9 protein-coding genes are annotated in these 23121 nt (G+C 68.7%); 6 read left to right on the forward strand and 3 right to left on the reverse strand.

Annotated features, from left to right (window positions below; translation table 11 throughout):
- The first annotated feature begins 28 nt into the window (after positions 1-28).
- Positions 29-865: a class I SAM-dependent methyltransferase gene (locus ACFVJ3_RS32570; RefSeq protein ID WP_378455986.1), complete on the forward strand. Its 837-nt coding sequence runs from the start codon at positions 29-31 to the stop codon at positions 863-865.
- Positions 866-892: 27 nt separating this feature from the next.
- Here the strand turns inward: ACFVJ3_RS32570 and ACFVJ3_RS32575 are convergent, their stop codons facing one another.
- Entirely contained in the window at positions 893-1537 is a 645-nt protein-coding gene (locus ACFVJ3_RS32575; protein WP_378455987.1) for a dihydrofolate reductase family protein, read from the reverse strand.
- A 156-nt stretch (positions 1538-1693) separates the two neighbouring features.
- On the opposite strand from ACFVJ3_RS32575, the gene ACFVJ3_RS32580 reads away from it, so the two are divergent.
- From ACFVJ3_RS32580 to ACFVJ3_RS32595, 4 genes are all read left to right on the forward strand, one after another.
- Complete coding sequence (locus tag ACFVJ3_RS32580) at positions 1694-2935, forward strand: hypothetical protein (RefSeq protein WP_378455988.1); 1242 nt, start codon at positions 1694-1696, stop codon at positions 2933-2935.
- Positions 2936-3121: 186 nt separating this feature from the next.
- Entirely contained in the window at positions 3122-4429 is a 1308-nt protein-coding gene (locus ACFVJ3_RS32585; RefSeq protein WP_378456030.1) for an HNH endonuclease, read from the forward strand.
- A 130-nt stretch (positions 4430-4559) separates the two neighbouring features.
- Positions 4560-5567, forward strand: a complete 1008-nt coding sequence (locus tag ACFVJ3_RS32590) for an NAD(P)H-dependent glycerol-3-phosphate dehydrogenase (protein ID WP_378455989.1) — start codon at positions 4560-4562, stop codon at positions 5565-5567.
- A gap of 135 nt (positions 5568-5702) precedes the next feature.
- Positions 5703-20423, forward strand: coding sequence for an amino acid adenylation domain-containing protein (locus tag ACFVJ3_RS32595; RefSeq protein WP_378455990.1), 14721 nt, complete (start codon positions 5703-5705; stop codon positions 20421-20423).
- Here ACFVJ3_RS32595 and ACFVJ3_RS32600 read toward each other — a convergent pair.
- Both ACFVJ3_RS32600 and ACFVJ3_RS32605 read right to left on the reverse strand, forming a co-directional pair.
- On the reverse strand, positions 20358-21074 hold the full coding sequence (locus tag ACFVJ3_RS32600) for a M50 family metallopeptidase (RefSeq protein WP_378455991.1): 717 nt from the start codon (positions 21072-21074) through the stop codon (positions 20358-20360). The two genes, ACFVJ3_RS32595 and ACFVJ3_RS32600, sit on opposite strands and share 66 nt — an antisense overlap.
- Positions 21075-21173: 99 nt before the next feature.
- Positions 21174-22361: an AAA family ATPase gene (locus ACFVJ3_RS32605; protein ID WP_378455992.1), complete on the reverse strand. Its 1188-nt coding sequence runs from the start codon at positions 22359-22361 to the stop codon at positions 21174-21176.
- A 169-nt stretch (positions 22362-22530) separates the two neighbouring features.
- Here ACFVJ3_RS32605 and shbA point away from each other — a divergent pair, with 169 nt between their 5' ends.
- A complete protein-coding gene (gene shbA / locus ACFVJ3_RS32610) occupies positions 22531-23118 on the forward strand; it encodes an RNA polymerase sigma factor ShbA (protein WP_378455993.1) in 588 nt (195 codons plus the stop codon).
- Positions 23119-23121 lie beyond the last annotated feature (3 nt).

Below are 23121 nucleotides of genomic sequence, written 5' to 3' on the forward strand. Positions count from 1 at the left end.
GATGCAGCCGAGCCACCGGAGTACCGAGATGGATGACACGATCGACGCAGTGCAAGCCGACCGCGACCTGAAGAACAAACACCGCGCCATGTGGGCCCTCGGCGACTACCCCGCCCTGGCCACCGACATCATCGCCGGCCTCGGCCCCGCCCTGGTCCGGGCGAGCCGGGTCAGGCCCGGTGACCGTGTTCTCGACGTCGCGGCAGGCTCCGGCAACGCCGCCATTCCCGCGGCGCTGTCCGGCGCGAGCGTCGTCGCCGGTGACCTCACCCCCGAACTGTTCGACGCCGGACGCCGCCGGGCGGCCGAACTCGGAGTCGAGGTGGAGTGGCGCGAGGCCGACGCCGAGGCAATGCCGTTCGCCGACAACGAATTCGACACCGTCATGTCGTGCGTCGGCGTCATGTTCGCCCCGCACCATCAGGCGAGCGCCGACGAACTCGTCCGCGTCTGCCGGCCGGGAGGGACGATCGGCCTGCTCAGCTGGACCCCCGAGGGCTTCATCGGCCAGATGTTCGCAACGATGAAACCGTACGCACCCCCGCCCCCTCCGGGCGCGCAGCCCCCGCCGCTGTGGGGTCGCGAGGAACACGTCCGGGCGTTGTTCGGCCACCGGGTCACCGACATCGTGGCCACCCGGCACACCGTGCGCATCGACCAGTTCCGGTCGCCGGAGGACTTCCGCGACTACTTCAAGACCCGCTACGGTCCTACCATCGCGGTGTACCGGAACATCGCCGACGACCCCGCCCGGGTCGCCGCGCTGGATCACGAACTCGCCGATCTCGCACGCCGTTTCGACTACGGCACCGGCGGCACCGTGATGAACTGGGAGTACCTCCTGCTCACCGCCCGGAAGTGGTAACGGGTTCGACTGCAACAGCCACCGGGTTCAGTCGTGGCCGTGCTTGTTCCAGAACTGGTGGGTAAGCCCGCTCGGGGAGGTGACGGTCTCGACTGTGAAGCGGTCTTCGATGCCGTTCAAGCCCTCCCAGAGGGATACGCCGCGCCCGAGGGTGATGGGCACGATCACCAGGTGCATGAAGTCGATCAAGTCGGCTTGCAGAAACTGCCGCACGGTCGAGGGTCCTCCGCCTATACGGATGTCCCGACCGCTGGCAGCTTCCTGGGCCATGCGCAGCACCTCATGGGGTGGCGCGTCCACGAAGTGGAAGCTGGTTCCGTTGGGAAAGTCGATGCTGGGGTGTGGATAGTGGCTCATGACGAACACCGGTGTGTGAAACGGTGGTTCGTCGCCCCACCAGCCCCGCCACCCGTCGTCGGGCCAATCGCCGGTTTGGGGGCCGAACTTGCGACGGCCCATGATCTCCGCGCCGATGCCCTGGCTCCACAGGCTCGTCACGGCGCGGTCCAGGGTGACTGGGGCGTCTACCCGGTCGACCCCGTGAATGACGCGTCCGTCGAACCAATCGAATAGCCGTTCGGCACCGCCGATCGGGGCGTCGAACGTCACGTGCTCGCCGGCGGCATAGCCGTCGAGGGAGATATTCATATTGTGGATCCGGGTGCGGGGCATGGGCGATTCCTCCAATGATCGGATGAACGGGATACACATAGACAGACCGGAAGAGACGGCCGGACTCATCGCGGAACGTTGAAAATCGTATTCCGTTGGCCGGTACTCTGCGGCTGTAACCTGACGGCGCAGCGGCCCGCATGCCATCTTCTGGGGATGGCACGAACGTGGTTGTCGGTGACGGTGGAGTTGCTCGGCGGGCGCGGCGAGGAACTGTGGCCGTGGCCCGGCCGCGTGTTCGCGGTCGGGCCGTCGCACACCTTCATGGACCTCGCGAATGCGGTCAACGACGCCTTCGCCCGGTGGGACAGGTCTCACCTGTCGATGTTCACCCTTGCCGATGAACGAGTAGTCACCGACATGGAGACGGGGGCCGAGATGGCGGGGTCGATCGGTGGGCCCATTGCGGAGCCGGTGGACATCGAGTCGGCCAAGGTCGCTCGGCTGCTGGCGCCCGGAGCGGAGTTCCAGTTCACTTTCGACCTGGGTGATGACTGGATCCACCGCTGTGTGGTGGGCGCCGACAAGGTCGACCCCGTACAAGTGCTGGGCATCACTCCACCGAGTCCCCTGCCGTACTGGGGATGGGGCAGCATTCCGGACCAGTACGGGCGCCGGTGGGCCGACGACGACGGGGACAGTCGGGCTCCGCGCAGACCACCCCAGCCGCATCCGATGCTGCTGCACGCGTGGCCCGGACGCGAGCAGGTGCCCCCGCTCGACCTGTCCGATCTGCGCGCAGCCATCGTGGCAGGAGATGCGGACCGCTTCCTCGCCGCGGTGCGCGGCCGTGACGTCGACGACGCGCTGCAACAGGTGGGGGCCGGTCTACCGATGGCACTGGAACAGCGACGGGATCAGGCCGAGCCGGTGACACTGTCGGTCGTCAACCGGCTGACGTGGCGCGCCGGCACGGGTGACGAGGTGCTGGCCGAGGACCTGCTCGCGTCTCTGCGCCGCGAGCCGCTCGCAGGGCGGGTGGCGCCGGTCGACCTCGCGATGCTCGGTAGCGAACTGGAGGGCGATCCAAGCATGTCGGCCGGTGGCTACGTCGACCTGCACACCGGGGACGTGTACGACGACAGCAGCACTGACCCGATGATGGTCGGGCAGGACGCCGCCGTCGACGTGGAGGAGGAGCCCGACCGTTGGCTCCGGTTCGACTTCACCGGCTCGCGGGACGGCTGGCGGGACATGGCGGCCTTCGCTGAGCGGCAGAATGATTCGGCGCTGAGGGAGCGACTGGAGCGGGCGATCGAGGGCAAGGGCGCGTTCGGCCGGTTCCGCGACCTCGTCCACCAGGAGAGCCTCGCCGAACAGTGGAACGCCTTCTCCACCGACCGCCAACTGGGTCGAGCCCGCGAGTTCCTCGCCGCCCAGGGCATCCGCGTGGGCTGACAGTCATCTCACGCCCTGCGCCACCTGTGTCCCTGGCCCGCAGATGAGCGGTCAGCGCTTGACCCTCCGCCCCGATCGTGCCCACGTTACGCAGCCTGCGATTCGGGTATTGCCGGGTCGGGACTTCGTTTTGCTAGAGTCGAACGTATATTCGAACGACCTTGGGGGAGGTTGGTTGTGGGGGCAATGCTTCTCGAGGAATTGCGAACATTCACGGCGCGACTGCAATGCGCCGATGCGGCAAGTGGAGATCCGGGACTGGGCATCGATCTGCTCGATGCGATCGAGACGTTGAAGTCGGTCGGGTGTGCGGTACAGGCGGTGATCACCGACGATGTCGCGACGAGTATCCGAGAGGACCGCAAGGTTCGGAAGCTTCCGCGATCCGAGTGGGGTCGGGGCATCGCCTCGCAGATTGCGTTGGCGCGCAGGGAGTCTCCGAATCGGGGTGGGCGGCATCTGGGTTTCGCGCAGGCTCTGGTGCACGAGATGCCCCACACCCTGGCCATGCTGCAGACCGGTCGGCTGAATGAATGGCGAGCCACTCTGTTGGTGCGGGAGACAGCGTGCCTGTCGGCGGCCGATCGGGGCATCGTGGATCGCCGGTTGTGTTCGGACCCAGGCACACTCGACGGGGTCGGCGACCGCGGTCTGATCGCACGAGCGAAAGCGTTGGCGGTGGAACTCGACGCCGCAGCGGTCGTGGCCCGGCACCGCAAGGCCGCGTCCGAACGACGGGTCACGACACGCCCCGCGCCGGATTCGATGGCCTATCTGAGCGTGCTGATGCCGGTGGAACAGGCGGTGTGCCTGCAGGCGACCCTGGGCCGGGATGCGGACAGTCTCATCGCCACCGGGAACGGCGGTGGCCGCACCCGCAATCAGCTGATGGTGGACTTGTTGTTCGCACGCGGCACCGGAGCCGAAGTGGCGTCGGGTATTCCGGTGACGGTGAACCTCGTGCTCTCCGACGAAACGTTGCTGACCGGCGGGCACGAGGCAGCGCAGCTGCAGGGTTTCGGGCCGGTGCCGGCGGGGATTGCGCGGCAGCTGGTAGCCGACTCTCTGAAAGCGGATGCGGAGACGTCGTTGCAGCGGGTGGATGCCTGCCCGCAGTCAGGGGCGTTGACCGCGATGGAATCCCAATCTCGGACGTTCCCGAAAAGCCTGCGAAAGCTGATCGACCTCAGGGATCGCACGTGCCGCACCCCGTGGTGTGACGCCCCGATCCGGCACCACGACCACATCCGCTCACACGGCAAGTCTGGTGCCACCAGCGCGGACAACGGGTCCGGGCTCTGCGAGGCGTGCAACTACGCGAAAGAAGGCGACGGCTGGGCGGCCCGCCCAGTGCACAGACCCGGCCGCACCCACCTCATCGACCTCGGCACCCCGACCGGACACCACTACCGATCGGCGGCACCACCGTTGCCGGCCCCCGCGCGACAGTCGGAAGTCGAGGCGGTGCTGATCGCGCACTCGCGAGCGTCATGACTACGACGATGCAATCGGCAACCGCGGCCGAGACCAGCGGCCACAGGGACTTGCCGAATCAGCTTCGTGAACGCCCGGCAAGTGCCAGGCTTGATGCTATGGACAGCATCAACTCGATGGGTGATCGGTAATGGCCCGCCCGGTACGCGTCGTCGTGCTCGGCGCCGGCTCGTGGGGAACGACGGTGGCAGGTCTCGCCGCCCACAACACACCGACCCTGCTGTGGGCGCGGAACTCGGATACGGCCGACGAGATCAACAACGAGCACCGCAACTCTCGCTACCTCGGCGACCGCCCGCTCCCCGACTCCATGCGCTCCACAGCCGACGTGGTCGAAGCGGCCCGGGAAGCCGACGTTCTCGTGGTCGGGGTGCCGTCGCACGCGGTCCGCAGCACTCTCGCTCAGATCGCCAACGAGGTGCGGGCGTGGGTGCCGGTGCTGTCGCTGGCGAAGGGGCTGGAGCCGGGAACGCGGCTGCGTCCCACCGAGGTGATCGCCGAGTGCCTGCCCGGGCATCCGGTGGGGCTTCTCGCGGGCCCGAACATTGCGCGGGAGATCGTCGACGGACTTGCCGCGGCATCAGTCGTCGCCACCCAGGACGTCCGGGTGGCCACCGCGTTGCAGCCGTTGTTCGCGTCCGCCGTGTTCCGGGTGTATCGGAACACCGATGTGCTGGGCTGCGAACTCGGCGGCGTGCTGAAGAACATTGTGGCTATCGCGTCGGGCATGGCCGACGGACTGGACGTCGGCGACAACACGCGCGCAATGGTCCTGGCACGAGGGTTGGCCGAGATGACCCGGCTGGGTGAGGCGATGGGTGCGAACCCGCGGACGTTCGCGGGACTCACCGGGGTCGGAGACCTGATCGCCACCTGTATGAGCCCGAGTTCGCGCAACCGGCGCGTGGGCGAGTACATCGCCCGCGGCATGACGGTCGACGAGGCGGTCGCCAAGCTGGGGCAGGTGGCCGAGGGCGTGAAGACCGCCCCCACCGTGATGGAGCTGGCCCGCGACTACAACGTGGACATGCCCATCGCCGCCGAGGTCGAGGCTGTGGTCGCGGGGCGGCAGACGCCGGAAGGCGCCTATCGTGGCCTGCGGAAAGTCGCTGCCGGCGGAGAGCACGAGGTGGCGTGACCGCACAACTGCAACCGGCAGTAGCACTATCTAGACGTTTCTAAGCAATCTCCTAGAAAACTGGGGCAGACTCCTGAGTGGAGGCACTCCAGCAAGCAGCGTCGTGCGGGGACGTATGCGTGAGAGAAGTCAGCGATGAGTTCACCGACCTCGGTTGGTCCCGGAGACTCGTCGGCGCGCGCGTTCCCACTGTCACCCGCGCAAACGGGGATGTGGCTCGCGCAGCACGTCGACCCCACGGTTCCGGTGTCGGTCGCCCAGTACGTCGACATCCGCGGCGACCTCGACCGGAACGTCCTGACGTCGGCGTGTGTCCGAGCGGCGGCCGAGTTCGAGTCGTTCTTCCTGCAGATCTCCGAGGTCGACGAACAGCCGCTGCAATGGGTGGAACCGAGCCTGGACGCTCCCGTCGGCTACCTCGACTTCCGGGACACGCCGGACCCCGAGGTGTCGGCGCACGCATGGATGCGCACCGAGACCGCCGCTCCGATCGACATCCAGCGTGACCGCCTCACCGTCTCGTTCCTTCTCCACGTCGGACACGACCGCTACTTCTGGTATTCGCGCGCCCACCACATCGCGATGGACGGTTTCGGGTCCGTCACGATGCTCTACCGGATCGCCGCGCTCTACACCGCCGCGGTGCACGGACTGCCGCCACCCGCGAGCAGGCCCGTCGGTCTTCGGCGCCTCCACGAACTCGAGACCGACTACCGCAACTCCGCCCGCCGGGAGTCCGACCGGGACTACTGGACCGAGACGATGCGTGGTGTCACCCACGCAAGCACCCTCGCGCGTGGGTCCGCGCCGGCGACCGCGGGTTCCCGGGACGTCACCGGAACGTTGACCACCGACACCGTCGATCAACTCGAGAAATGCGCGGCAGCGCACGGCGTCAATCCTGCGACGCTCACCGTCTGCGCGGTCGCCGGCTATCTGGCGCGAATGACCGGCGAGGACGACGTCACGCTCAGCCTCCCGGTGTCGGCGCGCACGACGGCGGCGTTGCGTCGGTCCGGCGGGATGCTGTCCAATGTGGTGCCGCTGCGCATCACGTCCGCGGAGACGGGAATGATCGGCGATCTGGTGTCCCGCACGCGCCTCGTGATGTCGGGCGCCCTACGACATCAGCGGTACCGGCACGAGGACATCCGCGCAGACCTGGGACGCGCGCTGTCCGGGCCGCGACTGTTCGGCCCCGCCGTCAACATCATGCTGTTCCCCGAGGAGTTCGAACTCGGTTCGCTGCGGAGCCAATTGCATGTGCTGTCTTCGGGTCCGATCGAAGACCTCCTGGTGAACCTGTACCGGTACGGTCCCCGCGGACGCGTGCACCTCGATTTCAAGGCGAACCCGCGACTGTATTCGCAGGGCGAGCTGGAGGGGCATCACACGAGATTCCTGCGGTACTTCCGGCAGTTCCTCGACGCCGGTGCCGCCCACCCGATCGGTGAACTCCCGGTCCTCACGGAGAACGAAACCGTGGCGCTGGTCCCCTTCCACGGACCTCCCGACAGCGTGCCCGTCACGCTCGCCGACGTGTTCCGCGCTTCCGCCGCACAGCATCCGGACGCGCCCGCCGTCGTCAGCGCCGGCCGCGAGATCACCTACCGCGAACTCGACGGGCGATCGGATCGGGTCGCTGCATTGCTGGCACGGTCCGGCGTCGGGTCCGGCGACATCGTCGCGGTGGCTCTGCCTCGGTCCCCCGACTACGTCTGCGCGGTCTGGGCCGTCGCGAAGGCGGGGGCCGCATTTCTGCCGGTGGACCCGCATTATCCGGTCGCCCGCGTTCAGCACATGCTCGACGACTCCCGCGCGGCAGTCGGGTTGACCTGCGCGGAGTACGCGAACACATTGCCGGGCAGCACCGAGTGGCTACTTCTCGACGAGGCAGGAAGCTCGGGAGTCCACGATTTCCCCACGCCGACAATCCGACTCGACGACGCTGCCTACCTCATCTACACGTCCGGATCGACCGGAGTTCCCAAGGGAGTCGTGGTCACCCACCGCGGAATCGCCAATCTGGTCTCCGCGCAGCGCACCCGACTCGGCCTCGACAGCGCGGCGAGGGTTCTGCATGTCGCATCGCCGAGCTTCGACGCCTCCCTCTTCGAGATGCTGATGGCCTTCGGCTCCGGTGCTGCGCTCGTCCTCGCCCCACCCTCTACATTCAGTGGACCCCCTCTGGCGCAGCTGATGACCACCGAACGCGTCACCCACGCGGTGATCACCCCGTCGGTCCTGGTGTCGATGGAACCCGGCGAGGTCGGAGGTCTGCGCACCCTCGTCGTCGCCGGTGAGAAGTGTCCACCGGAGCTGTTGTCTCGGTGGGCCTCCCGATGCCGAATGATCGACGCGTACGGTCCGGCGGAGACCACCGTCATGGCGACCGCCAGCGAGCCCCTCGTCGAGCCCGGACCGGTCACCATCGGCCGGCCGATCGACGGAACGAGGGCCGTGGTCCTCGATCACCGGCTCCGCCCGGTCCCGGTCGGAGTGGTCGGCGAGTTGTACGTCGCGGGGACCGCCCTTGCCCGCGGGTACCACCGCAACGCCCGGCAGACGTCGGAACGGTTCGTCGCCGATCCGTTCGGACCACCGGGCACCCGCATGTACCGCACCGGCGACACGGTCCGCTGGACCCGCGACCACGACCTCGAGTACCTCGGGCGCAGCGACGAACAGGTGAACCTGCGGGGTCTGCGCGTCGAACCCGGCGAGATCGACGCGACACTCCGCCGTCATCCGGCGGTTCGATTCGCCGTCACCGTGATTCGATCGCAGGCGGCCGGCGATCAGCTCGTGTCGTATGTGGTGGGCGCCGACACCGTGACCGAGGCGGAGTTGCTGTCGTTCCTCACCGCCGAACTGCCCCCGCATCTCGTGCCGGCAGCCGTCGTGGTGCTCCCCCACATTCCGTTGACCCCGTCCGGCAAGCTGGACCGCACTGCTCTCCCCGAGCACGGCCTCCGGTCACGTTCCAAGTCCGCCCCCCACAGTGAGCGCGAACAGACACTCCATGCCCTCTACGCCGACATCCTCGGGACGTCCGATTTCGGTGTGGACGACTCGTTCTTCGCGCTCGGCGGCGACAGCATCATGGCGATCCAATTGGCCTCGCGGGCAAGGATTGCGGGAATCCCGTTCACTCCGCGCGATGTATTCGAGCAGCGAACGATCTCCCGACTCGGCCAAGTCGCAGGAAACGACGGCGACAGACCAGCCCTCGCGGAACTTCCCGGCGGCGGGATCGGCGACATGCCGCTCACCCCGGCCGCCCAATTCCTCCTCGACAGGGCCCGCGTCATCGATCGGTACGCACAGGCCGTGGTCCTCGAACTGCCACGCGCTATGGATCCCGACAAGCTGGACAGGGTGATCGGCGCCGTCGTCGATCGGCACGACGCACTGCGGGCGCGCCTCGTCCGCGGCTCGGACGGGACGGCATTTCTCTCCGTGAGTCCGGCAGGCGCACCGTTGCCGGCGGGCACGATCGTGCGGGTTCCGCTACCCGCCCACGCCGACCCGGCGCAGCGTACGCGGGACGAGCATGAGGCCGCGACCCGACGGTTGAATCCTGCTGCGGGCGTGATGATGCAGTGCGTCTGGCTCGATCCCGGGCCGGACGACACCACCCGCCGCGGGCGGCTCCTCATCGTCGCCCATCACCTGGTGATCGACGGGGTGTCATGGCGAATCCTGATCGGCGATCTCGCCGCAGCGTGGGTGCACGTGGAGGCGGGGGTACCGCCCACTCTGGCACCGATCGGCACCTCCCTGCGCCGGTGGTCGCACGGCCTGATCGAGGAGGCACAGCGGCCCGGCCGCAGGTCCGAGCTGTCGTTCTGGCGTGCGATGACCGCAGGCGAGGATTCGCCACTCGGCACCCGACCACTCGACGCGCGGCGTGACGTGAATTCCACCGTGGAGCGGATCCACACGGAAGCGTCTGCGGCCGTCACGCACTCGATGCTCACCGACCTCACGGCCGCCTTCCGGTGCGAGGTCAACGACGCACTGCTCACCGCGCTCACCCTCGCTCTCGCGCAGTGGCAACGCCGCCGTGGACGACCGGCCACCGCGCCGGTGATCCGGCTCGAGGGGCACGGCCGCGAGGAAGCGGTGCTCGCCGGCGCCGACCTCTCCCGCACAGTCGGGTGGTTCACCAGCATTTTCCCGATCCGCCTCGACCTCGGGGACGTCGATCTGGACGAGGCGTTCGCGGGCGGCCGCTCCGCGAGCGCCGCAATCAAATTGGTCAAAGAACAGTTGCGTGCGGTGCCCGACAAGGGCATCGGTTACGGGCTGTTGCAGTATCCGGAGGACGGCATCGGCCAGATCGCCTTCAACTATCTCGGTCGGCTCGATACCGCGGATACCGAACGCGATTGGCGCCCGGCGCGGGACGGCACGGCCATGTTTTCGTCGGCCGAACCGTCGATGCCGGCCACCGCGCTGATCGACATCACCGCCTTCGCCACCCACGGCGTCCTCGACGCCACCTTCGCATACCCGACTGGTGCGATTGCGTCCGAGGACGTGAAGGCGCTGGCCGATCTGTGGGAGCAGGCGCTGACAGCCCTCGCCGCGGTGGCGCGTTCTCCGCACGCCGGTGGGCTCACCCCGTCCGATCTGCCGCTCGTCGCGGTGGATCGTAACGACATCGACGAGTGGGAGCGGGACCATCCGGGTCTGCTCGACGTGTGGCCGCTGTCGCCGTTGCAGTCGGGCCTGCTGTTTCACGCGGCGCTCGCCGGCACGGGTGCCGATCCGTATGCGATGCAGGTGATCCTGGCCCTGTCCGGACACCTCGATCAGGATCGACTCCGGCGCGCGTGCATCGCAGTCCTCGCGGGGCATGCGAACCTGCGTACCGCATTCGTGCGCGACGGTCGCGGCGTCCCGGTGCAACTCGTGCTCGACGACGTGCCGCTGCGGTGGCGGCACGTCGACCTTATCGCCGACGACACGGCCGATGTTGCCGAGGAGATCCTGCTCGACGACCGCACCACCCGCTTCGAGATGTCTGCCCCACCGCTGATTCGGTTCACCCTGCTGACGCGAGGCCCGAACCGCACCGAACTGGCGATCACCGCCCACCACATCGTGCTGGACGGCTGGTCCATGCCGTTGCTGGTCCGCGAACTCTTCACCGCCTACCAACGCGTCGACGTCCGCACCGAGTCGCCGGATTCGAGCCCGTACCGCAACTTCCTGGAACGGCTGGCAGCGAGGGACACCGAGGCCTCGGTGCGGGCGTGGGCCGCGGCTCTCGAGGGCATCACCGAGGCCGCTGCCCCGGCCGAGCCCACCCCCGGCACGTCCGAGGCGGTGCTGGAGCTGAGCGAGGAGGACACCCGGTCGCTGACGGCCCGCGCGACCGAACTCGGCGTCACGCTGAGCACGATCGTGCAGGCAGCCTGGGGAATTGTCCTCGGGCAGGCGACCGCCCGGGACGACGTCGTGATCGGCGCAACCGTGTCCGGCAGGCCCGCGGACCTCGCAGGAGTGGAGAGTGCGGTGGGATTGTTCGTCAACACCGTGCCCGTGCGGATCCCGCTGGACCCCGATATCGACGCTGCCACACTGCTCACCCGCCTGCAGGCCGACCACGTGCACCTCCTCGACCATCACCATCTGGGCCTCGCGGACATCCAGCGGGCCGTCGGCGTGGCGCCGCTGTTCGACACACTGGTCGCGTTCGAGTCGTACCCCGTGGACCGCACCGCGCTGCCGGAACCTGTCGACGGACTCACACTGGACGGGGTCCGCGCACACGATGCGTCGCACTACGCCGTGACGCTCGCGGTGACGGTGTCCCGGACCTTGCGGCTGACCGCGAAGTGCAGGTCATTTCGCTACGACGGAAAAGCACTGCTCGCGCGGGCCGGCCGCGTCCTGGACTGGATCGGCAGGGATCCCTACCTGGAAATCGGCAAGTACGACCTTCTCGGCGAGGTGGAAAAGGAAAAAGTTCTGCACACCTGGAACGCGACGGACGCACCGGTGCCCTCGCAGACCCTGGTGGACCTGCTCGACGCGCAGGTCGAGCGCTCCCCCCGGGCCGTGGCGGTGGTCTTCGGCCCGGATCGACTGACGTACGCGGAGTTCGACGCACGGGTGAATCGGCTCGCCCGGTATCTCGTGGCGAAGGGCGTCGGACCGGAAACCGTCGTCGGTGTCGCGGTTCCCCGCTCGATCGAGCTTCTCGTCGCACTGCACGCGGTACTGAAGGCCGGCGGTGCGTACTTGCCCGTGGACCCCGAGCACCCGCTCGGGCGCACCGCACTCGTCATCGACTCGGCCGCACCCGCGCTGGTCCTCATGTCCGGTTCCCGGAATCGCGCGGTCCCGGACGGAGTCGCCGTCGTGGATCTCGACCTGCTGGACGTCACCGGGTACGACCCGCGACAGATCACGGATTCCGAGAGACGCGCACCGCTACATCCGGCGAACGCCGCGTATGTCATCTACACGTCCGGTTCGACCGGCCGACCCAAGGGCGTGACGGTGACCCACGAGATGATGGTGAACCAGTTCCGCTGGGCGCAGACGCTGACGCCGCTCGACGGTTCCGATTCGGTACTGCACAAGACGCCTCTCACGTTCGACATTTCCGCGTGGGAACTGCTGTGGCCCTTGCACACCGGCGCACGGGTGGTGATCACCGAACCCAGCGGCCACCGCGACCCCCGCTACCTTGCGCGGATCGTCGCACAGGAGTCGATCACAACTCTTCACGTCGTACCGTCGATGCTCGACGCCTTCCTGGACCAGTGCGGGTCGCGGGCACTCTCGACCCTGCGCCGCGTGTACTCGGCGGGTGAACCGCTGTCCGTGGCGACGGCATCGCGATTCGAGGAACGCTGCCCCGCCGCGCTGTTCAACTGGTACGGCCCCTGTGAGGCGGCCGCGGCGACCTCGCAGCCGGTGGACGGCAACGAGTTCGGCAGTTCGGTCGCCATTGGCCGTCCCATTTACAACATACGTACGTATGTACTCGATAGCCGACTCCGACCGGTGCCGGTCGGGACGAAGGGCGAGTTGTACCTTGCCGGTGCGTACTTGGCGCGCGGGTATGCCGGACGTCCCGACCTGACCGCCGGACGCTTCGTCGCCGATCCCTTCGGCGGACCGGGCGGGCGGATGTACCGCACCGGCGACGGGGTGCGGTGGAACGAGGCGGGCAGGCTCGAGTATCTCGGGCGCACCGACTTCCAGATCAAGCTCCGCGGCCAACGCATCGAACCCGGCGAGATCGAGTCCGCACTCACGTCCGACCCGGCGGTGACACACGCAGCAGTCACGGTGCACCGTGACCCGACGGCGGGAGATCGGCTGATCGCCTATGTCGTGACTGCGGACGGTGTGCCGCCGGACGAGAGCCGGATCGTCGACCGCCTCGCCGGTCTGCTCCCGGCCTACATGATTCCCTCCGCCGTCGTTCCGCTCCCGGCACTGCCACTCACGGCCAGTGGAAAGCTGGATCGCGCCGCCCTACCGGTACCGGCCTCCGCGAGGTCCGCATCCGATCCGCCCGCCACCCCCACCGAGGACGTGGTCGCGTTCGTGTTCGCGGAGGTGACCGGCACCGGTCGGGTGGGCAGGACCGACAAGTTCTTTGCGGCGGGCGGAAACTCGCTGACCGCGGCGCAGGCCGTCGCCCGCGTCGGAGCGGCGCTGGGAACCTCCGTCGGCATCCGCGAACTGTTCGACCACCCGACCGTCGCGGAACTGTCGGAGTATCTCGCGAAACGAACGCACGAGACCGAGCAGGCGCCCCTGGTCCGCCACGCCCCGGCCGCCCACGTGCCGCTGTCCCTCGCCCAGCAGCGTGTGTGGTTCCTGAACCTTCTCGACGGACGCTCGGCCACCGACAGCATTCCCGTCGCGCTCCGCCTCACCGGCACGCTCGACGAATCGGCACTGTGTGCGGCGGTGGGTGACGTGATCGAACGGCACGAACCCCTGCGGACCGTCTATCCCGAGCACGACGGGGTCCCCTGCCAACACGTTCTCTCCGCCTCCGCCGTGCCGCCGTGCACGGTGCGGAGAACGACGGACCCGCTCGGCCGGGTACGCGACCTGCTGTCGGAGGGATTCGACCTCACCGCCGAACCCCCGGTTCGCTTCGAACTTCTCGCGGTCAGCGCCGACGAGTGGGTGCTGGCCCTCGTCGTCCATCACATCAGTGCCGACGGGTTCTCGCTGGGACCGCTCGCCCGGGATGTGATGGCGGCGTATCGCGCTCGGGCGCACGGTGACTCTCCGGTCTGGACGCCCCTCCCCGTCCGGTACGCGGACTACGCCCTCTGGCAGCGTGACCTGCAGGACGGGCAGCGGGGACTGGCGTATTGGACGCAGACCCTGTCCGGGTTGCCCGAGCTGCTCCCCCTACCGTTCGACCGCGCGCGCCCGCCCGTCGCGACACACCGCGGCGCGAACGTCGAGTTCAGTCTCGACACCGAGATTCACCGGCGGATCCGTGCTCTCGCGCGCACTCACGACGCCACTCCGTTCATGGTGGTGCACGCGGCGCTGGCCGTCCTCGCGGCCAGACTCGGCGACATGTCGGACATCGTCGTCGGCACGCCGATCGCGGGACGCGGGCCCCGCGCAGTCGACGACCTCGTCGGGATGTTCGTCAACACACTGGTGCTTCGGACAGACGTCCCGCTGCACGCCACGTTCGCCGACACACTCACCCGCGTGCGGGACGTCGATCTCGCCGCGTACTCCCACGCGGACGTCTCGTTCGAGGAAGTCGTGGAGGCGGTCGCACCCGCCCGGTCCCGCAGTCGCAATCCGCTGTTCCAGCTGGCGCTCGCCTATCACAACACGGTGCCGGTCGTGATCGACCTGCCGGAGGTCTCCGCCGAAATCGTCGAGATCGAGACGCACACCGCGAAATTCGACCTCCAGCTCACGGTCACCGAATCCGTCGACGACGCAAGCGGCCCGGGACCACTGTCGTGCGTCTTCACGTACGCCACCGATCTGTTCGACGACGCCACGGTCTCGGGATTCGCAGACCGGTTCCAGCGTATTCTGCGGGCCGCGCTCGCACACCCGACCGTCGTGATCGGCGACATCGACCTCCTCGACCGCGAGGAGAAACAGGCACGGCACGACGGCCCGCCGTCGTTGCCGCAACGGACACTTCCCGACCTGCTCTCCGCGGCAGTCGCATCGAATCCGGACGGGCCTGCGCTGACGTCGGACGGCCGGTCGATGACGTATCGCGAACTCGACGCCGAGTCGAATCGGCTCGCCCGCGCCCTGATGCGGCGCGGGGTGGGACCCGAGTCACTCGTGGCCCTCGGCGTACCGCGCTCCGTCCTGTCCGTCGTCTCCGTGTGGGCCGTCGCGAAGACGGGTGCCGCCTTCGTGCCCGTCGACCCGCACTACCCCACCGCGCGGGTCCAGTATCTGATGGACGACTCCGGCGCCGCCTTCGGACTGACCACCGTTGCGGATCGCGAGGCCCTGCCGGACGGTACGGACTGGCTGTTGCTCGACGACCCGGACTTCCGAACCGAATGTCGCGGTTACTCTTCGGCCCCGGTCACCGATGCCGACCGTGCGCGGCCGCTGGATGCGCGCCACCCCGCGTACGTGGTCTATACGTCCGGCTCGACGGGAAACCCCAAGGGAGTGGTGGTGACCCACACCGGTCTCGCCGACTTCACGGCGGAACAGCGGGAACGGTATTCGGTGACGGCGTCGTCGCGCACGCTGCACGCTTCGTCTCCCAGCTTCGACGGCGCGGTGCTGGAGATCCTGCTCGCGCTCGGTGCGGGCGCCTGCATGGTGCTCGCACCACCGACGGTCCAGGGCGACGATCAACTCACGGACCTGCTGGCCCGCGAGCGGGTCAGCCACGTGTTCAGTACGCCGACGGTTCTGGCGACGGTCGACCCGCGCGGCCTGCACGACCTGAGGGTCGCCGTGCTGGGCGGCGAACCCTGCCCATCGCAACTCATGGCGGTGTGGGCGCAGCAGCAGATCGCTGTCTACAACGGATATGGACCGACCGAGACGACGGTCATGACGAGTATCAGTGATCCCTTGGCGGCCGGCGGGCCGGTCACCATCGGCCGTCCTGTCCGCGGTGCCGCCGTACTCCTGCTGGATTCACGTCTGCACCCGGTTCCGACTGGAGTCGCCGGCGAACTCTACATCTGCGGGCCGGGTGTAGCCCGCGGCTACCATCGCAGGCCCGCGCTGACCGTCGCACGCTTCGTCGCCTCCCCGTTCGGCACCTCCGGAGAGCTGATGTACCGGACGGGCGACGTCGGCCGCTGGCGCCGAGACGGGTCGATCGAGTACCTGTACCGCAACGACTCGCAGATCGAACTGCGCGGCGTCCGAATCGAACTCGGCGAGATCGACGCGACCCTCCTCACCCATCCGGCCGTGAGATTCGCGGCGACGGATGTGCGTGAACTGCGGGACGGCGTCGACGCACTCGTGTCGTACGTCCTCCCGGCACGCAGCGAGACGATCGATCCGGATCAACTGATCCGCTATGCGGCGACGCGCCTGCCGACGCCGCTGGTGCCCGCGATCGTGCTCGTTCTGGACGCCGTACCGCTCACCGTCAATGGGAAACTGGACCGCTCGGCGCTGCCCGACCCTGTTCCCGCGGCGACCGAGTTCGAGGCCCCGCACACGCCCGCCGAACGGGTGGTGGCCACAGTGTTCGCCGAGGTGCTCGGAATCGACCTCGTGGGGCGGGACGAGAACTTCTTCGCCCTGGGCGGTAGTTCCCTGTCCGCCACCCGTGCCGCGTCCCGAATCGGTGCCGCACTGGAGACGACGGTGCCGGTGCGCGCACTGTTCGACACGCCGACGGTCTCGGCGCTCGCGGCGTTCGTCACCGAGCGGACCGACGGCGCGACGCACGTCGCCCTGACCGTGCGTCCACGCCCGGCCCGCGTGCCGCTGTCGCCGGCGCAGCAACGACTGTGGTTCCTCGCCCGCCTCGCCCCCGGCTCCCCCGAATACAACATCCCGATGGCGTTGCGGCTGAGCGGGACACTCGATGTCGCCGCTCTCACCGCGGCCGTCGCGGACGTGGTCGGCCGTCACGAACCGCTGCGCACCCTGTATCCCGACACTGACGGCGTCGCGTACCAGCAGTTGGTCCCGGTGTCGCGGGCCGCTCCCACTCTCCGGCCGATACCCGTGTCCCACGGTGACGTTGCCGCGCGGGTTGCGACGTTCGCGTCGAAGGGTTTCGCCCTGGGCGCTGAACCGCCGATACGTGCCAGGCTGTTCGCCCCGGCCCCCGACGAGTGGGTGCTCGCGGTCATGGTCCATCACATCAGCACGGACGGATTCTCGGTGCCGCTGCTCGTCCGCGATCTGATGACCGCCTACGTGGCGCGGGTCTCGGGCGAGGCGCCGCGGTGGGCCGATCTTCCCGTCCAGTACACGGACTACACCCTGTGGCAGCACGAGCTGCTGGGCGACCGCGACGACCCACAGTCCGTTGCCGCGCAGCAACTGTCTTATTGGAAAGACACGTTGACGGGTGCGCCGGAACAGCTGTCCCTTCCCGCAGACCGGCCACATCCCGCCATCGCGTCGCACCGCGGCGGCACAGTCGAATTCGCGCTCGACGACGAGCTCTACCGTGCGGTCGAGCACACCGCGACGGCCCGGGCCGTCACCCCGTTCATGGTCGTGCACGCGGTGTTCGCGGTGCTGCTCGCGAGGCTCAGCGGGTCCACCGACATCGTGATCGGCACTCCCGTCGCGGGACGCGGGGATCAGGCCCTCGACGAACTGGTAGGCATGTTCGTCAACAACCTGGTCCTGCGCACCGAGGTGATTCCCGCGGAAAGCTTCGCGGAACTGCTCGGCCGCGTGCGGGAGGACGACCTGGACGCGTTCGCGCACTCCACCGTTCCGTTCGAGACCGTGGTCGAGGTGCTCGATCCCGCCCGGTCACGCGCACGCAATCCGCTGTTCCAGGTGGCCCTGGCGTTTCAGAACCTCGACCACACCCCGCTCACCCTGCCCGGACTGCGGGTGTCGGCGATGACTCCCCCTACCCGGTCGGCCCGATTCGACCTGCAACTCACCGTGACCGCCGATCCGGACCCGACGACGGAACACACCCGGCGTGCGGCGGTGTTCACGTACGCCACCGATCTGTTCGACCACCACACGGTCGCGGACATCGGCGAACGTTTCGTCCGGACGTTGAACGAGGCGGTCACACAACCGGATACGGCCGTCGGCGACCTCGCCCTCCTCGATCCGGACCCGGACGTCCCCACCGCGGCGCCGTCCTCCGGTGCGACCCTCGTCGATCTGTTCGAGCGGCAGGTCGCCACGTCGCCCGATGCGACCGCCGTCGTCTCCGGCGACCGGGCACTCACCTACCGTGAACTCGACGAGCAGGTCAATCGACTGGCGCGGCACCTGATCGGCGCCGGCGTCGGCCCGGAGTCCATGGTGGGATTGGCGATTCGCCGCTCCGTCGACCTCCTCGTCGGAATGTATGCCGTCGCGAAGGCGGGAGCAGCGTACGTGCCGATCGACCCCGATCAGCCCGCGCAGCGCAATGCCCAGGTCATCCGGTCCTCGGACGCATGTGTGGTCCTCACCACCGAGCGCGATCGGTTCGACCTCTCCGACGTCCTGCCCGCGGAGACACAGCTCTTCGTCGTCGACCGTGTGGACCTCTCCGGTGTCGATCCGTCGCCGATCTCCGACCTCGACCGTCACGCTCCCCTGCGGGCGCAGCACCCCGCGTACGTGATCCACACGTCGGGATCGACGGGCACCCCCAAAGGTGTCGTCGTGACCCATGCGGCCGTCGTCAGCTTCCTGCGCTGGCGCCAGGACACCGACCCGCTCGGCGCGGACGACACGGTGATGCTCAAGTTGCAGTACACGTTCGACGCGTCGGTCCGCGAGTTCTGGTGGCCGCTGATCGCCGGTGCGCGGCTGGTGATCTCTCGACCGGACGGCCACCGCGACCCGCGACATCTCGCCGAGCTGATCGGACGGCACCGGGTGACCGCAGGATACTTCCTTCCCCTGATGCTGGCCGAGATCCTGGCGATCCCCGACGCGGACCTGACGTCACTGCGACAGGTGTCCTGCGGCGGGGAGGTCCTGCCGCCCGGTACGGCACACAGTTTCCACGCGCGGTGCCCGGGTGCCGTGCTGTACAACGAATACGGTCCGACCGAGACGGCGGTCGCCGTGACCCGTACGGTCGTCGGCACCGTGGACGCGACCGTCCCGATCGGCGTGCCGCAGAACGGCGTCGGCGTGCTCGTGCTGGATTCGCGGCTGCATCCGGTGCCCGTCGGCGTTCCGGGTGAGCTCTACCTCGCTGGCGCCCAGTTGGCGCGCGGCTATCTCGGGCGGCCGGGGGTGACGGCCTCCCGATTCCCGGCGAATCCGTGGGGATCGCCCGGTCAGCGGATGTACCGGACCGGCGACGTGGTGAGTCGTCGGAGGGACGGCACGATCGACTACCTCGGCCGGCGCGATCTCCAGGTGAAGATCCGCGGCCAGCGCGTCGAACTCGAGGAGATCGAGACGGCGCTGCGACGCCATGCCGCCGTCGCGCACTCCGCGGCGGCCGTGTACGAATCGCCCGGCACCGGCGTCCGGCTGGTCGGCTACGTCGTGCCGCGTCCGGGCATGGCGGTGGACACCCGTGCCGTGTCGGCGGAACTGGCGCTACGACTGCCCCGGTACATGGTGCCCAACCAGATCGTCGTGCTGGGGGCGCTACCGTCGACACCCCACGGCAAGCTGGATCGACGAGCGCTTCCCGATCCGGGCGTGCCACGGGCGCAGCGGTTCCGTCCCCCGACGACCCGCACCGAGAAACTGGTCACCGCGGTGTTCGCGGACGTCCTCGGCACAGGCCTGGTGGGGCTGGACGACAACTTCTTCGAATTGGGCGGCAACTCCCTGTCCGCGACCAGGGCGGCGTCACGACTGCACGCCACGACTCGGGTCGACGTCCGGCTCGAATGGTTCTTCGCCGACGCGACCGCGGAGAGCATCGCCGCGAGAATCTCGTCGAGTTTCGCCGCGGCCTCCGACACCGCCGCCGCGCTGGGTGTGCTGCTGCCGCTGCATCCGGACGGCGGACGGCAGCCGCTCTTCTGCATACATCCGGCCATCGGGCTGGCCTGGTGCTATTCGGGATTGAGTGCGCATCTCGGCCCTGGCCGCCCCGTCTGGGGTGTCCAGTCCCCCGCCGTGACCGTGCCCGGCGAACGGTTCACGTCGATCACACAGCGGGCCCACCGATACGTGGAGGAGATACGCCATGTGCAGCCGCGGGGGCCGTACCACCTGCTCGGGTACTCGGTGGGTGGCGTCATCGCGCACGCGATGGCCGTCGAGTTGCGGTCGCGCGGCGAGAAGGTCGGCGCGCTCGCGATGATCGACAGCTACGCGTCGGCGGAGCGGGACACCCCGGCACCGACACTGCCGGAACTTCTCACGGAATTCGGCGACGGGGCATCGGAGCAGCTCGGGCCGGAGCAGCTGGCCCGGCTGTACGAGGACTACGTCGACGTCGTCGACGCCGCCGCCGACTTCGTGCCGGGACACTTCGACGGCAGCCTGGTGTTCTTCGGCGCGGCCGGGGACGGATCCCAGCCTGTGCCGGCGAGCGTGACGTGGCGGCCGTGGATCGGTGGGGACGTGATCGCCCACACCGTCGACCACCCACACGCGCGGATGACCGACCCGGAGGCGCTGGCCGTCATCGGACCGATACTGGCCGAATACCTCGCGGGCGCCTCAGCCACCGACGGGACGGAGAATCCACCAGGCACCCAGCGCGAGACAGCTCAGCGTCACGAGTAGGGACAGCCCTACCCAGACGATGCCGGGAACGCGGGTGAGTCGCGCCAGCTGATCCGCGTCCGACTCCGGGGCTGCGCCGCGGGCGCGTTGCCGCTGCAGTTCGAGGACCGGGCGCGGCGCGGCGACGAGCATGAACAGGGTGATCAGATACGCCGCGGCCACCTGCTGGTCCTGCGTACCGAACCACACGAGTCCGAACAGGAGCGCCCCGACCACCGTGAGGGAGAACAACCCGTACAGGTTCCGGACGAGGATCAGCATGGCCGCGAGAGCCACGACACCGATCCACAGCACCGCGACCGCGTGCTGCGTGCCCAGCACCCAGGCCGCGCCGAGCCCCAGAACGGCGGGACCCACGTAGCCGGCGAACGTCATGAGGACCACACCCAGCCCGGTCGGTTTGCCGGACGAGATGGCCACACCGGACGTGTCCGAGTGCAGCCGCACCCCCTTCAGCGTTCGCCCGAACAGCAGGGCGACCACCAGATGGGCGCCCTCGTGCACGATGGTCACCACATTGCGGGTGAGTCGCCAGGCGTGCGGTTCGAGGACGAGTATCACCGCGACCACCGCCGTGACCTGAACGATCCAGGGGTCCGGCGCGGGGCTGACGGCGCTCATGCGCTCCCACAACGATTGCATTCCATTCATCGGCGCCGAGTGTACGGCGACCGGCCGATCGCTCACCCCGGCACTCGACAGGACAATCTTCGGCAATCTAGGCAAATCCGTAGAGAGAGCTAGATTCTGCTAGTCGTTCTGCGCGCGCAGGTACTTGCCGAAGTGCGGCACGGTGAATCCGATCGACCCGCGCTCGGCCGAGTAGATCAGGCCCTTCTTGATCAGCCCGTCCCGCGCCGGTGACAGCGACGCGGGTTTGCGGCCGAGCTCGGAGGCGATCGCCGACGTGGCGACCGGTCCGTCGTCCCCGGAGAGGTCGGCCATCGCCCGCATGTACTCCCGCTCGGCCGGCGTCGCGCGCTCGTACCGTGATCCGAAGAACCCGACCGCGAGTTCCTCCTCCGCGGTCGGCGCGGCGACCCGCACGTCCTCCTCGGTGATCGGGCTGGCCGCGGCCACGTCCCACGTCGCCTTGCCGTAGGCCTGGACGAAATAGGGGTAGCCGTCGGCGGCGGCGTACAACGCGTCGAGCGCCTCGTCCGTGAACTTCACGTCCTCCCGCTCGGCGGGCGCGATCAATGCCCGGTCGGCGGACACCCGGTCCAGCCGGTCGATGCGGTGGTAGCTGAACAGCCGCTCCGAGTAGCTCTTGGACGCCGAGAGCACCGCGGGCAGGTGCGGCAGTCCGGCTCCGACCACGATCAGCGGCGCCGCGTCCTGGCTGAGCTCGTGGCAGGCCCCGCACACCGCCGAGACGTCCGCGGCGCCGAGGTCCTGCATCTCGTCGATGAACAGCGCGATCCCGACCCCGACGTCGCGGGCCAGGGACGACGCGTCGAGCAGCAGTTCCACCAGGTCGATCTCGATGTCCCCGGAATCGGCGCGACCCTTCACCGCGGGGGCGTCGATGCCGGGCTGCCACCGCTCCCGCATGCCCTTGTCGGCCGTCGCACGCAGGGCGAACGATTTCAGGACGCCGAGGAACTCCTCCACCCGGTCGGGGTCGCGATGCGAGCCCGCGATCTCCCGAACCGCCATGTGCAGCGCCGACGACAGCGGCCTCCGCAGATCCTGATCCGGGCGGGCCTCGATCTTCCCCGTTCCCCACCGCCGCGAGATGGCGGCCGACCGCAGGTGGTTCAGCAGGACCGTCTTCCCCACGCCGCGCAGACCTGTCAGCATCACACTGCGTTCCGGTCGAGCGCGCGAGATCCGCTCGAGCACCACGTCGAACGCGTCGAGCTGCCTGGTTCGTCCCGCGAGCTCCGGCGGGCGTTGCCCCGCGCCGGGCGCATAGGGGTTACGGACAGGGTCCATGGCCACGAAGGTAACAACCTCTGTTGCCGAATCTGCGCTCATCTAGCGCGTGTCCTAGATCCCGCTATGAAGTCGTAGCCGGGGTGGTGACTTCCGCACCCTGCGGTGCCTATCGACGATCGCGCGTTCCCCCGAGGCTGGATGCAGCCGCAGGAACAGGGAGAACACCATGATCGAGTTGGACGCCAGAGCCGAGTTGGAACGACTCGCGCCGTACGCCGCGACGGGCGACGAAGACGCCGTCGAAGAGGTTCTCCGCATCGCGCACCCGCTCGTGCACCGCTACTGCACGAGCCGGCTCGAGTCGGTGGATCATCCGCACGCCACCGCGGACGACGTCACCCAGGACGTGTGCCTCGCGTTGATGAGCGCCCTGCGGACGTACGAGAACCAGGGGAAGTCGTTGCTGTCGTTCATCTTCGGCATCGCAGCGCACAAGGTGTCCGACGCGCGGCGCCGCGCCACCCGGTTGTCGGCACCGACCACCGCGCGCGGCGCTGCCGCACATCACGTGGTGGACGTCGAGGACGGCCCCGAGCATCACGTCCTGCGCCGCGAACTGCGCGGCGAGATGGGGCAGCTCGTCGAGACCCTTCCGGTCCGGCACCAGCAGATCCTCTTCATGCGCGTCATCGTGGGAATGTCGGCCGAGCAGACCGCACGGGTCCTGGACACCACGCCGGGCGCCGTCCGCGTCGCCCAGCACCGGGCACTGAGCCACCTGCGGGCGAGGATCGGGCACGGGCCTGCCCGCTGAGAG

It is taken from the genome of Rhodococcus sp. NPDC127593, assembly GCF_042671975.1.
GTDB lineage: Bacteria > Actinomycetota > Actinomycetes > Mycobacteriales > Mycobacteriaceae > Rhodococcus_F.